The organism is Clostridium sp. ETTB3 (genome assembly GCF_053571985.1).
In genome coordinates, this window is sequence record NZ_CP199832.1 from 1,049,523 (window position 1) to 1,062,632 (window position 13,110).

The following is a 13,110-nucleotide window of genomic DNA, read 5'->3' on the forward strand; positions in this document are numbered from 1 at the left end:
AAGGCAGGTTAGAAATTTGAAGACCGGAAAAATAATCAAGGTTGCAGGTCCTTTAGTTGTTGCTGAAGGAATGGACGAAGCAAATATTTATGATATGGTTAAGGTTGGAGAAAAGGGTCTTATCGGAGAAATCATTGAAATGAGAGGCGATAAGGCATCTATCCAAGTTTACGAAGAAACTACAGGAATAGGGCCAGGGGACCCAGTTGTTACAACTGGAGAACCTTTAAGTATTGAACTTGGACCAGGACTTATAGAGTCAATGTTCGATGGAATACAAAGACCACTAGATGCATTTGAAAAAGTAGCTCAATCACCATTTTTAACTAAGGGTGTATCTGTTACTTCATTAAATAGAGAAAGAGTTTGGGCTTTTAATCCTACAGTTAAGGTAGGTGATAAGGTTGAAGCTGGTGATGTAATAGGAACAGTTCAAGAAACTGCTGTTGTATTACACAAAATAATGGTTCCATATGGAGTAGAAGGGACTGTTAAAGAAATTAAATCAGGAGACTTTACAGTTGTAGATACAGTTTGTATTATAGAAACTGCTAAAGGTGATAGAGAAGTTCAACTTATGCAAAAATGGCCTGCAAGAAAAGGTAGACCATTTGCTCAAAAATTAAAACCAGAAGCGCCTATGACAACAGGTCAAAGAGTTATAGATACATTCTTCCCAGTAGCTAAGGGTGGAGCAGCTGCTGTACCAGGTCCTTTCGGAGCAGGTAAAACCGTTGTTCAACATCAAATTGCAAAATGGGGAGATGCTGAAATAGTTGTTTACGTTGGATGTGGTGAACGTGGTAACGAAATGACAGACGTTCTTAATGAATTCCCAGAACTTAAAGACCCTAAAACTGGTGAATCATTAATGAAGAGAACAGTACTTATAGCTAATACTTCAAATATGCCAGTTGCTGCTAGAGAAGCTTGTATATATACAGGTATTACAATAGCTGAATACTTCAGAGATATGGGATACTCAGTATCAATTATGGCTGACTCTACTTCAAGATGGGCTGAGGCATTAAGAGAAATGTCTGGTAGACTTGAAGAAATGCCTGGGGATGAAGGTTATCCAGCATACTTAGGTTCAAGACTTTCTGATTATTATGAAAGAGCTGGTAAAGTTGTTTGTTTAGGTAAAGAAGGAAGACAAGGAGCAGTTACTGCAATTGGTGCGGTATCACCTCCAGGAGGAGACCTTTCAGAACCAGTTACACAATCAACTTTAAGAATAGTTAAAGTTTTCTGGGGATTAGATGCACAACTTGCATATAAGAGACACTTCCCAGCTATAAACTGGATTAATTCATATTCATTATATGCTGATACTGTAGATGGATACTTAAATAAAACAGTTGCTGAAGATTGGTCTGCATTAAGACAAGAAGCAATGGCTTTACTTCAAGAAGAATCAGGTTTACAAGAAATCGTAAGCTTAGTTGGTATAGATGCATTATCAGAAAAAGATAGATTAAAATTAGAAGTTGCTAAGTCTATAAGAGAAGACTATTTACAACAAAATGGTTTCCATGAAATAGATACTTATACTTCATTAGATAAACAATATAAAATGTTAAAGCTTGTATTATTATTCAGACATGAAGCAGAAAGAGCTTTAGATGCAGGAGTTTACTTAGATAAAGTTTTAGCTTTAGAAGTAAGAGATAAGATTGCAAGAAGTAAATATATCCATGAAGATGATATAGCTAAGATGGATGATATAGCTGCTGAATTAAGAGCTGACATTGATACTTTAATCAACGAAGGAGGCGTTCTTAATGCTTAAGGAATACAGAACAGTTACAGAAGTTGTTGGTCCTTTAATGGTTGTTGAAGGAGTTAGCGGAGTTAAGTATGATGAACTAGTTGAAGTTGAAATACAAACTGGTGAATTAAGAAGAGGTAAGGTTCTTGAAGTTAATGGATCTAAAGCAATGGTTCAATTATTTGAAGGTTCTTCAGGAATTAACTTAAAAGGAACTAAGGCTAGATTCTTAGGAAAGCCACTTCAATTAGGTGTATCAGAAGATATGCTAGGAAGAGTATTTGATGGAATGGGTCATCCAATTGACAATGGACCAAAGATAATACCAGAAAAGCAATTAGATATTAATGGGGAAGCAATTAACCCAGTATCAAGAAATTTCCCATCAGAGTTCATTCAAACAGGAATATCAGCTATTGATGGATTAAATACACTAGTAAGAGGACAAAAATTACCTGTTTTCTCTGCATCAGGTCTTCCTCATGCACAATTAGCTGCACAAATAGCAAGACAAGCAACTGTTTTAAATTCAGATGCTAACTTTGCGGTTGTATTTGCTGCTATAGGTATTACTTTCGAAGAATCTCAATTCTTCGTTGATGAATTTAAGAAGACTGGAGCTATAGATAATGCTGTATTATTTATGAACCTTGCTTCTGACCCAGCTATCGAAAGAATAGCTACACCAAGAATGGCATTAACTGCTGCAGAATTCTTAGCATACGAAAAGGATATGCACGTTCTTGTTATTATGACTGATATTACTAACTATGCAGAAGCATTAAGAGAAGTATCAGCTGCTAGAAAGGAAGTTCCAGGTAGAAGAGGTTACCCAGGATACTTATATACTGACCTTTCTACATTATATGAAAGAGCAGGTAGAATTAATGGTAGAGGTGGTTCAATCACTCAAATTCCAATATTAACAATGCCTGAAGAAGATAAGACACATCCAATTCCAGACTTAACTGGATATATTACAGAGGGACAAATAATTCTTTCAAGAGAATTATACAAAAAGGGAATTGTACCTCCAATAGATGTTTTACCATCACTTTCAAGACTTAAAGATAAGGGGATTGGTAAAGGCAAAACTAGAGAAGACCATGCAGATACAATGAACCAACTATTCTCAGCTTATGCACAAGGTAAGCAAGCTAAAGAATTATCAGCAATCTTAGGTGAATCTGCATTATCAGAAACAGATAAGAAATTTGCTAAATTTGCTGAAGCATTTGAAGAACAATATGTTTCTCAAGGATTTGAAACAAATAGATCAATAGAAGAAACTTTAAATTTAGGTTGGAAATTACTTAAGATTCTTCCTAAGACTGAACTTAAGAGAATCAGAGATGAATATCTTGAAAAGTATATGCCAAAGGGAGATGAAGAGTAGAATATGGCAAAATTAAATGTCAATCCTACTAGAATGGAGCTATCTAAGCTGAAAAAAAGGTTAACTACAGCAACAAGAGGGCATAAGCTTCTTAAAGATAAGCAAGATGAATTAATGAGACAATTCATTAACCTTGTTAAATATAATAATGAATTAAGAAAGTCAGTTGAAGCTGAACTAGAAGGTTCATTTAAAGATTTCGTTATGGCAAGTGCTGTAATGAGTTCGGAATTTTTAGAAGAAGCAGTTGCTTATCCAAAAGATAGTGTATCTGTTGAAGTAGGAACAAAAAACATAATGAGTGTTAATGTTCCAGAAATGAAATTCCACAGACAATTACAAGATAGTGAAGGAAGCATTTATCCATATGGTTTTGCAAATACATCTTCTGAATTAGACGATGCTATAGGAAAGCTTGAATCTATACTTCCTAAGCTTCTTGAATTAGCTGAAGTTGAAAAATCAACTCAGTTAATGGCTGATGAAATTGAAAAGACAAGAAGAAGAGTTAATGCACTTGAATATATGACTATTCCTCAATTACAAGAAACTATCAAGTTTATAAGAATGAAGCTTGATGAAAATGAAAGAGGAGCTTTAACTAGATTAATGAAAGTTAAAGATATGATTAACTCAAGAGCATAATTATTTAACATTATCACAATGGGAGCTGTTTTAAATTAACAGCTCCTTAATTTTATAATTAATTATTTAATAAGAAGAAATTTAAATTTTTAGTATATTGCATATATATTTATAATTTGATAATAAATAAAAATAATAGTATAATGCTAATAGAATACACAATTGTACATATTGTACTAAATTTTAAGGAGAAAATTAATGAAGTATTTACTAGCGACAATTTTGTCTTTTTCAATAGTATTTATTTTGACACCAATACTAATGAAATTAGCATTTAAATATAATTTTACTGATAAACCAACCAAAAGAAAAAAACATAGAGGTAATATACCACTTTGTGGAGGAATATCCATGTTTATTGGTTTTTTTATACCTTATTTTATAATTTTTTCGGATCATCCATTTAAAGAAAAGTACGGTATTTTTATAGGAGCATTATTAATATTAATAATAGGAATAGTAGATGACTATCATAAGAGTATTGGCAAGGAGTTTGCTATTATACCAAGATTAATAGTACAATTGTTAGCAGCAATTATTGTATATAAATCTGGAGTGGCTTTTCATGGATTTACAAATCCATTTACAAATACATATATTGTTTTATCACCTATAATTCAATTTTTATTAACTGTAACTTGGATTTTTGGTGTTACCACTGTTATTAATTGGTCAGATGGAATGGATGGATTAGCAGGGGGATTAACATTTATATCTGCAATGACATTTGCAGCATCTGCAATAATATTATCACAACCTCCATCATTATTATTTTCTTTAATGACAGCAGGAAGTGTATTAGCATTTTTATTTTATAATAGATATCCTGCAAAAATATTTATGGGAGATTCAGGCGCTAATTTTTTAGGCTTTATTTTAAGTATAATAGCTTTAGATGGAGCTTTTAAAGCAGCAACTATATTAAGTTTACTAATTCCAATTTTAGCACTAGCAGTACCTATTTTTGATAATATATTTGTAATTTTTAAAAGATTTTCAGAAGGGAAACCTGTGTATCAAGCAGATAGAAGTCAGCTACATTATAGGCTAGAAGCAAAGGGAATGAATACTAAACAAGTTGTAGCTTTTATAAGTATAATAAGTTTAACATTTAGTATTATTTCTATAGTAATGTTATTAATTTAGTGAAATTATATACAAAAGTTAAGTATTTACAAATTTGAAAAAAGAATGTATAATTTGATGGAACTTATCAAGAGTGGTGGAGGGACTGGCCCATTGAAACCCAGCAACCTGTCGACAGTGACAAGTGCCAAGTGATAAGTGACAAAGTTATTAGTAGTAACTTGTCACTTATCACTTATAACTTGTCGCTACTTGAATGTGGTGCTAAATCCAACAGCTATTGCTGAAAGATAAGGATATTTTAATGGTCAAGACTTTATAATTACCTAAAGGAAATATCCTTTAGGTTTTTTTATTTATTTTAAATAATATAATGATAGTGAGTTTATTATAATTATTTAATTTGAAGCAATAACTTTAGACAAAAAACAAGGGGGTATTTATATGAAAATTAATGAAATATTTGAAAATAAGGATTTAGTATTTTCCTTTGAAATTTTTCCACCAAAAACAACTTCTTCAGTAAAAACTATTTATAATACTTTAGAAGAATTAAAGGATTTAAAACCAGATTTTATAAGTGTTACTTATGGGGCAGGAGGAAGCTTAGTAAATAATAGAACAATAGAATTATCTTCACTGGTTAAAGAAAAATATGGAGTTGAAGCAGTAGCTCATTTAACTTGCATTAATTCAACAAAAAAAGAAATTGATTATATCTTAGATAATTTAAAATCAAAAGGAATTGAAAATGTTTTAGCATTAAGAGGGGATATTCCAGAAGGTCAAACTTTAAGAGGTGATTTTAAATATGCTTATGAACTTATATCACATATAAAGGAAAGAGGAGATTTTAACATAGCAGCAGCATGCTATCCAGAAGGTTATGTTAGAGGAAGAGATTTAAAGGAAGATTTAATGCACTTAAAGTTAAAAGAAAAAAGTGGCGCTTCTCATTTTATATCTCAATTATTCTTTGATAATAATTATTTTTATAACTTTTTAGAAGAAAAGGATAAATTAAATATAAAATCTTCTATTGAAGCTGGAATTATGCCAGTAACTAATAAGGCTCAAATTGAAAGAATTACTTCATTATGTGGTGCTACATTACCAGAAAAGTTTGTTAAAATCGTAAATAAGTATGAACATGATAAAGAAGCATTAAGAGATGCTGGAATTGCATATGCAGTTGAACAAATAGTTGATTTAGTTTCAAGTGGAGTTCAAGGAATTCATTTATACACAATGAATAATCCATATGTTGCAAGAAAAATAACTGAAAGCATAGATTCTATAAGAAATTCCATTAATAAAAAAAGAGTAGTTTAGGAGGTAATAAAATGGATAAAGTAGAAAGTTTTGAATTAGATCATAGAAAGGTTAAAGCACCATATATAAGAAAGTGCTGTACTTTAAATGGACCTCAAGGAGATTATGTAACAAAATTTGATATTAGATTTTTACAGCCAAATAAAGAAGCCTTTGGAACAGCAGCTATGCATGGATTAGAACATTTATTAGCATATGAATTAAGAAAAAATTTAGATGGAATAATTGATTTTTCTCCAATGGGATGTAGAACAGGATTTTATTTAAGTATATTTGGAAATAGAGAAGTTAGTGAAATTAAGGAAGCTGTTGAAAAATCATTAAATGTTGTATTAAATGCAACAGAAATTCCTGCTGCAAATGATATCCAATGTGGTAATTATAGAGATTTATCTTTATTTGGAGCAAAGGAATATGCAAGAGAGGTATTAAAGAAAGGATTTTCTCTTAATATTTATGGAGAAGAATAAAAATAATATATAAAGTATGTATAAATAATGATGCTTATAAGTAAGTGTCATTATTTTTTTGTATTAAAAGTTATAAGGTTAACAATATTTTATGAATTATGCTAAGGAGGTGGTAAATTTATAAAAATATTATGATTTTATTATTAAGTAATATAAGTAATAAGGCAGCAGAAGTTTAATAGTTTTATAAGAAGTATAAATAGAAGATGGGATAAATTGACAATTAATTATTGGAATAGTAGAATTAATATAATAAATTGTAAAAATTACTTAATTTGGAAATAGATGGAGGGTGAGATGAAAGCAATATTAACAGTGATAGGAAAAGATAAAGTAGGGATTATAGCTGGAGTAAGTAATGAATTACAAAGGTTAAATATTAATATTTTAGATGTTAATCAAACAATTATAGATGAATTTTTTACTATGATAATGATGCTTGATTTAAAGTTAAGCAATAGTAATTTTGAGGAAATTAAAAAATCTTTAGAATTAAAAGGCAAGGAACTTGGAGTGGATGTGAAAATACAAAGGGAAGAAATATTTAACTCAATTTATAGTGTATAAAATAAAGCTTTTAATGGGGGAAAGTTATGAATGCAAATAATATATTAGAAACAATTAAAATGATTGAAGAAGAAAAGTTAGATATTAGAACTATAACTATGGGAATTTCTCTTTTAGATTGTATAGATAGCAATGGAGATAAAGCTAGGGAAAAAATATATAATAAGATTATTACAGTTGCTAAAGATTTAGTTAAAGTAGGCAATGAAATAGAAAATGAATTTGGAGTGCCAATAGTGAATAAAAGAGTTTCGGTTACACCAATATCTATAGTAGCAGGTACTACAGATGAAAAAAATTATATAAAATTTGCCGAAACATTAGATAGGGCTGCATATGAATTAGGCATTGACTTTATAGGGGGATTTTCAGCATTAGTACATAAGGGATATACTAAAGGCGATAGCATTTTAATTAATTCAATTCCAGAAGCATTAGCTAAAACTAGTAAGGTATGTTCATCTGTAAATGTAGGATCAACAAGATGTGGAATTAATATGGATGCTGTGAAAGAAATGGGTGAAGTAATTAAAAAAACAGCAAATTTAACATCTGATAAAAAGGGATTTGGGTGTGCAAAGCTTGTTGTATTTGCAAATGCAGTTGAAGATAATCCATTTATGGCAGGAGCATTTCATGGGGTAGGAGAAGCGGATAAGATTATTAATGTAGGTGTAAGTGGTCCAGGGGTAGTTCAAAGAGCAATTGAAAAGGTAAAGGGAGAAAGTTTTGATGTATTAGCAGAAACAATAAAAAAGACAGCATTTAAAATAACAAGAATTGGGCAATTAGTAGCACATGAAGCATCTAAAAGATTAAATACTCCTTTTGGAATAGTAGATTTATCATTAGCACCTACACCTGCAATTGGAGATTCTGTAGCACATATATTACAAGCAATGGGGTTAGAAGTAGTAGGAACACATGGAACAACAGCAGCACTTGCATTATTAAATGATCAAGTTAAAAAAGGTGGAGTAATGGCATGTAGTCATGTTGGAGGATTAAGTGGAGCGTTTATTCCAGTTTCAGAAGATGCAGGAATGATAGATGCAGTTTTAAATGGTTCATTAAATTTAGAAAAGCTTGAAGCTATGACAGCAATATGCTCAGTAGGATTAGATATGATTGCAGTACCTGGAGATACATCAGCAGAAACAATATCAGCAATAATTGCAGATGAAAGTGCAATTGGTGTTATAAATAATAAAACTACAGCTGTAAGGATAATACCAGCACCAGGATGTAAGGTTGGAGATATGGTTGAATTTGGGGGATTATTAGGAAGTGCTCCTGTAATGAAAGTAAATAAATATTCTTCATTTGAGTTTATACAACGAGGTGGTAGAATACCAGCTCCAATACATTCATTTAAAAATTAATTAATATATAAGGATATTTTATAATAAATAATTAATTGAAAATATTAATTAATTATTTATTAGGGAATATATTTATTTTACACTATAAATTTAGACAGTGTTTAATAAATTATATATAATAAAATTGATAAAATTAAAATAAAAGTTGTAAAAGTGGAAAGACTATAAATAAGTATTACTATACAAATTAATAAGTATAGATTATTATTAGGTATGGCATAAAATTTATAAAAAATAGAATGGTCGTGAAAACAAATGAATGATAATTTAGCTTTAGAAAAGAAAATTCTTGAGCAAAAGCGTAAAGATATATTAAATGAAGTTGAACAAAAAAAAAGATACCAAGAAGAAATACAAAAAAAATTAATATCTGTTACTAAAGAAGCAAAAGGAAGCTATAGCCAAGAAAAAGAAAATACAGAAAAAATATATATGCTTTTAAAGAAAGAAATAGAAAATTATGAAGAAGCATTAAAAAATCCTTATTTTGGTAGAGTTGATTTTGATGAGAAATTTGGAAGTCAAGAAAAGATTTATATAGGAAAAAAGGGAATAACATCAACATATGATGGTGAAGAAATAGTTGTGGATTGGAGAGCACCAGTTGCAGATTTATATTATAGTGGGACAGGGGGAGAAGCATACTATAAAGCACCTATGGGAGTAGTTGAAGGAGACTTAAATTTAAAGAGAAAATTTTTATATAATGAAGAAAATCTATCTAAAATTTTTGATGAAGGAACAAATGAAATAATAATTAATGGAGAAGAGGGAGAAGGGCTTGTTGATGAGTTCTTAAAAATAAACTTAGAAGAAAGTAGAGGAAAAAAGTTAAAGGAAGTAGTTGCAACAATACAAAAAGAACAAAATGATATTATAAGGTGGCCTAAAAATCTTCCTATAATAGTTCAAGGATCAGCTGGTTCAGGAAAAACTACAATTGCATTACATAGATTAGCTTATTTGTTATATAGATATAGAGAATCGATGGATGGAAAAGATATTTTAGTTTTAGCACCAAATAAGCTATTTTTAGATTATATATCTGATATTCTTCCAACGTTAGGTTCAAATGATGTCAAGCAAACAACTTTTCAAGAGTTAGTTATGAAGCAATTAAAAATAAAGGGAAAAATTAAAACTAAAGATGATAAGTTAAAAGAACTTATAGAAGCAGAGGACAGTAAAGAAAAACAATTTATAATTAATTCATCTAGAGTAAAGGGAAATTTAATATTTAAAACTATAATAGATAGATATATAACATTATTAGAAGGTAGTTCATTAGAAATTGATGATATATTAATTTCTAATTATGTTTTATTTTCAAAAAGAGAAATAATGAGATTATACCTTAAAGATCTTTCTAATTATCCTATAAATAAGAGAAAAGATGAAATAAAGAGATACTTAACATTAAAATTAAAAGAAAAGATTGCAATGCTTCTTGTTCAAATTGATAGAGAATGGGACTTAAAAATTAAAGAAATAAAAAGAAAGTTAGATGATAGTGAAGAAAGAAGACATAAGTTAATAGAAATATATAATGAAAGAGATAGTTTAAAGGAACATATTAAACATGATGCTAAAAAGACTATGAATGATTATTTTAAGCATTGGAGAGGAATTACATGTAGTGATATTTATTATAGATTATTTGAAGATGATCAAATATTTGAAATTGTTACGGCAAATAGAATTCCTAAAGGTTTAGCTGAATATATTAAAAATGATGTGTTAAGAAACAAAGAAAATGGAATAATTGATGAAGATGATTTACCAATATTATTTTATATTCATATGATATTAGAAGGAATAGATGAAAAAAATAAATTTAAACATATAGTTGTAGATGAAGCTCAAGATTATAGTCCATTTCAAATATATTTAATTAATAATATGTCTAAGGGAAATTCATTAACTCTTGTTGGTGATTTAGCACAAGGTATATATCATTATAAGGGAATAAGAAAATGGGAAGATATTACTGAAGGTGTTTTTGATGGAAAGGCAACTTTTATTTCCTTAAGCCAAAGTTATAGATCAACAGTTGAAATAATAGAATTTGCTAATTCTGCATTAAAAGCACAAGGGTTAAATATAAAAAGTGCAAAACCTGTATTAAGACATGGAGATAAACCACAAATAATTAAATCTGTATCTAGAAGAGAATCTGTTGAATTAATTGATGAAATAGTTAAGAGGTTAAATTCTAAAGGGAAACATAGTATTGCTATTATAACTAAAACTTTTAATGAAGCAAAGATTTTAGATAAGGAGTTAAAAAAATATACTAATTTAGAATATACTTTAATAAAAGGTAATGAAAAGGATAGTCCTAATACAGATATAGTTCTTATACCTACTTATTTAACAAAGGGCTTGGAATTTGATGGTACAATTATATATAATCCAACAGAAAAAAACTATCCTGATAATATATTAAATCAAAGATTATTATATGTAGCTTTAACAAGAGCACTTCATAATGAATATATAATAACAGAGGAAGAGTTATCAAAAAATATAGTTAGAAGTTAAATAAAGAATAAAACTATAAGCATGTTAAATTACAATTAACTATCTTATAGTTTTATTTTTTATGGATTTTTTATAAGCTTTTAAAAACTTTTAAATAACATATAATAAAAAAAATCCTACATGAAGGAATTAAAATAATTCCTTTCATGTAGAGATTTTTTTATCCTGCCTTATATAAGTTATAAGTTGATAAAATATATTAGCAACCACTATATGGTGGATTAAAATCATCATATGGGAATGGAAGTGTATTAAATTCTTGGCAAGGATCGTTGTTACTATATGAAGGTGGACATTGAGGTGGTTCACCAGGTTCAGTAGTAATAACTGTTATAGTTGTTAACCTATATAATTCAATAATTGTGAATAATCCAATTATAACATCTGCACGATATAATTGTGTTGTTGGAATAACACCAGGAGTAGGTGAAGGTACAAAATATCTAGAGATATTAGCTGTTAATGAATTTGCTATTGATTTTACAAATACTTCAGGAAGATTATTATTTAGTGGTAATGAACCATTGCAAGCTGCATTACAAAGGTTACCATTATTTGAGCTAGATATATTAGAGTTTAATGAATCAAAAACTTTAATAGGTGTATTTTCTTCCACAATTCCACCTTGTAATGAAATATTTTTAGTGTAAGTTGTATAAGCTGGAATATCTGTTGTTTCATTATTATCAACTGTTACAGTTATAGGATTTCCAGAAGCATCAATTAATGTTAAATCATAAGTGAAAGTATAAGTTACTTTAACATTATAAAAACCATTGGAATTAAAACTTTGAGGACATACATTTGCAGTAATTTCTGTATCAAAATTATCTACACAAAGACTACTAACTGAATCAGTAAAATTAATTATATCATCTTTGTTAATAGTAGCTACAAATGGAGAACTTTGTCCGGTAGCATTAGTAAGGTTTGTAGCAGCTAATTTACTAGCTGAAATTGGAATAGAGCTATAAGGGTTTGGTATTTCTGGTCCAGGGCCATCACAAATATCAGGACATGAAATTGGAGGTGCTGGAATCATTGGTCCACAAAGTGGTTTTAAGCAATCTTGTTGTTTACATCTACCATATATTTTTTTGGCAATGATACATTCATTAGCGAATGTATCAGATTGAACAACATTAAAAGTGTCTTGTGACATATATTATATCCTCCTTAAATTCTAGATTAAGATTAACCTAATACTATAATATGAGGTGATAAATAAATTGTGAGAAAATAGTTTTATATTATAATTTCAATGAAAAAATACATACATATTTATAAAGATAAAAACATAGTCTACTATATAGTAATTTAAGGTGATTTTATGTTGAAAAAAATAACTTTTATTGATTATAAAAAAGAGGTTTATAAAATTTTTATTGAGCAAGATAATTTATATTATTCAGTAAAAGATGAAATAATAATGCTTGGAGAATATGTTAAAGATTATTGTGTTAAGTATTTTAATTAATCAATATGGATAGCTTTTTATTATGAAAAATATAAAATTTATTTAGTTGAGATTTCATTAAAATATAATAAGAAAATAAAGAAGCATTTACATATGAATAGTAAAAGATATTCACTGTATATTGATTCATTAGATATGATAATTACAAATGAAGATAAAATAAACTTAATTTTTAGGGGAGGGGATAAAGAGAAAACCTTTCTTTTTAAAGGTTATAGAAAATTATATTTATAATAAAAATAAAAAAATAATGAACTTATAAGTTTGCTAGGAGATGATATTGTAGAAAATAAAATAAGTTATATAAATAAAATAAGTAACTTAACAAGAAAGTATAATAAGAAATATAATGAATATTTAAGAAAAATTAATGAATTAAATAAAATTATAGATGAGAAAGATAAATTAATAGTTAAGCTTTTAAGTAAAAAGAGATAAGTATC

Annotated in this window: 12 protein-coding genes and 1 riboswitch; of the genes, 11 read left to right on the plus strand and 1 reads right to left on the minus strand. The window is 28.6% G+C overall.

What is annotated here, in order from left to right; translation table 11 throughout:
- The first annotated feature begins 16 nt into the window (after positions 1-16).
- From ACUN06_RS05180 to helD, 9 genes are all read left to right on the plus strand, one after another.
- A complete protein-coding gene (locus ACUN06_RS05180; protein ID WP_291731520.1) occupies positions 17-1,792 on the plus strand; it encodes a V-type ATP synthase subunit A in 1,776 nt (591 codons plus the stop codon).
- Positions 1,785-3,167 carry a V-type ATP synthase subunit B gene (locus tag ACUN06_RS05185; RefSeq protein ID WP_291731518.1) on the plus strand — a complete coding sequence of 461 codons (1,383 nt, stop codon included), beginning with the start codon at positions 1,785-1,787 and terminating at the stop codon, positions 3,165-3,167. The genes ACUN06_RS05180 and ACUN06_RS05185 overlap by 8 nt, the downstream gene beginning before the upstream one ends.
- 3 nt (positions 3,168-3,170) lie before the next feature.
- Positions 3,171-3,812, plus strand: coding sequence for a V-type ATP synthase subunit D (locus ACUN06_RS05190; RefSeq protein ID WP_291731516.1), 642 nt, complete (start codon positions 3,171-3,173; stop codon positions 3,810-3,812).
- A 198-nt stretch (positions 3,813-4,010) separates the two neighbouring features.
- On the plus strand, positions 4,011-4,958 hold the full coding sequence (locus ACUN06_RS05195) for an MraY family glycosyltransferase (RefSeq protein ID WP_291731515.1): 948 nt from the start codon (positions 4,011-4,013) through the stop codon (positions 4,956-4,958).
- 61 nt (positions 4,959-5,019) lie between these two features.
- Positions 5,020-5,195: riboswitch (SAM riboswitch) on the plus strand.
- A gap of 147 nt (positions 5,196-5,342) precedes the next feature.
- Positions 5,343-6,230 carry a methylenetetrahydrofolate reductase [NAD(P)H] gene (gene metF / locus ACUN06_RS05200; RefSeq protein ID WP_449390169.1) on the plus strand — a complete coding sequence of 296 codons (888 nt, stop codon included), beginning with the start codon at positions 5,343-5,345 and terminating at the stop codon, positions 6,228-6,230.
- 11 nt (positions 6,231-6,241) lie between these two features.
- Positions 6,242-6,700: an S-ribosylhomocysteine lyase gene (locus ACUN06_RS05205; RefSeq protein WP_294366924.1), complete on the plus strand. Its 459-nt coding sequence runs from the start codon at positions 6,242-6,244 to the stop codon at positions 6,698-6,700.
- Between the two features lie 297 nt (positions 6,701-6,997).
- Positions 6,998-7,267 (plus strand): ACT domain-containing protein, encoded by a 270-nt coding sequence (locus tag ACUN06_RS05210; protein WP_294124910.1) that lies wholly within the window; start codon positions 6,998-7,000, stop codon positions 7,265-7,267.
- A 26-nt stretch (positions 7,268-7,293) separates the two neighbouring features.
- Positions 7,294-8,649 (plus strand): PFL family protein, encoded by a 1,356-nt coding sequence (locus tag ACUN06_RS05215; RefSeq protein WP_440250050.1) that lies wholly within the window; start codon positions 7,294-7,296, stop codon positions 8,647-8,649.
- Positions 8,650-8,904: 255 nt separating this feature from the next.
- Positions 8,905-11,190 (plus strand): RNA polymerase recycling motor HelD, encoded by a 2,286-nt coding sequence (gene helD, locus ACUN06_RS05220; RefSeq protein WP_294124906.1) that lies wholly within the window; start codon positions 8,905-8,907, stop codon positions 11,188-11,190.
- Between the two features lie 199 nt (positions 11,191-11,389).
- On the opposite strand, the gene ACUN06_RS05225 is transcribed toward helD, so the two are convergent.
- Positions 11,390-12,352: a hypothetical protein gene (locus ACUN06_RS05225; RefSeq protein WP_291731508.1), complete on the minus strand. Its 963-nt coding sequence runs from the start codon at positions 12,350-12,352 to the stop codon at positions 11,390-11,392.
- 168 nt (positions 12,353-12,520) lie between these two features.
- Between ACUN06_RS05225 and ACUN06_RS05230 the strand changes: the two genes are divergently transcribed.
- Positions 12,521-12,667, plus strand: coding sequence for a hypothetical protein (locus ACUN06_RS05230; RefSeq protein WP_291731507.1), 147 nt, complete (start codon positions 12,521-12,523; stop codon positions 12,665-12,667).
- 264 nt (positions 12,668-12,931) lie between these two features.
- Positions 12,932-13,105: a hypothetical protein gene (locus tag ACUN06_RS05235; RefSeq protein ID WP_294124904.1), complete on the plus strand. Its 174-nt coding sequence runs from the start codon at positions 12,932-12,934 to the stop codon at positions 13,103-13,105.
- The last annotated feature ends 5 nt before the right edge of the window (positions 13,106-13,110 follow it).

Coding starts and splice junctions, on each gene's coding strand:
- ACUN06_RS05185 (WP_291731518.1), top strand. CDS start 1,785: ATGCTTAAGGAATACAGAACAGTTACAGAAGTTGTTGGTCCTTTAATG.
- ACUN06_RS05190 (WP_291731516.1), top strand. CDS start 3,171: ATGGCAAAATTAAATGTCAATCCTACTAGAATGGAGCTATCTAAGCTG.
- ACUN06_RS05195 (WP_291731515.1), top strand. CDS start 4,011: ATGAAGTATTTACTAGCGACAATTTTGTCTTTTTCAATAGTATTTATT.
- metF (WP_449390169.1), top strand. CDS start 5,343: ATGAAAATTAATGAAATATTTGAAAATAAGGATTTAGTATTTTCCTTT.
- ACUN06_RS05205 (WP_294366924.1), top strand. CDS start 6,242: ATGGATAAAGTAGAAAGTTTTGAATTAGATCATAGAAAGGTTAAAGCA.
- ACUN06_RS05210 (WP_294124910.1), top strand. CDS start 6,998: ATGAAAGCAATATTAACAGTGATAGGAAAAGATAAAGTAGGGATTATA.
- ACUN06_RS05215 (WP_440250050.1), top strand. CDS start 7,294: ATGAATGCAAATAATATATTAGAAACAATTAAAATGATTGAAGAAGAA.
- helD (WP_294124906.1), top strand. CDS start 8,905: ATGAATGATAATTTAGCTTTAGAAAAGAAAATTCTTGAGCAAAAGCGT.
- ACUN06_RS05225 (WP_291731508.1), bottom strand. CDS start 12,352: ATGTCACAAGACACTTTTAATGTTGTTCAATCTGATACATTCGCTAAT.
- ACUN06_RS05230 (WP_291731507.1), top strand. CDS start 12,521: ATGTTGAAAAAAATAACTTTTATTGATTATAAAAAAGAGGTTTATAAA.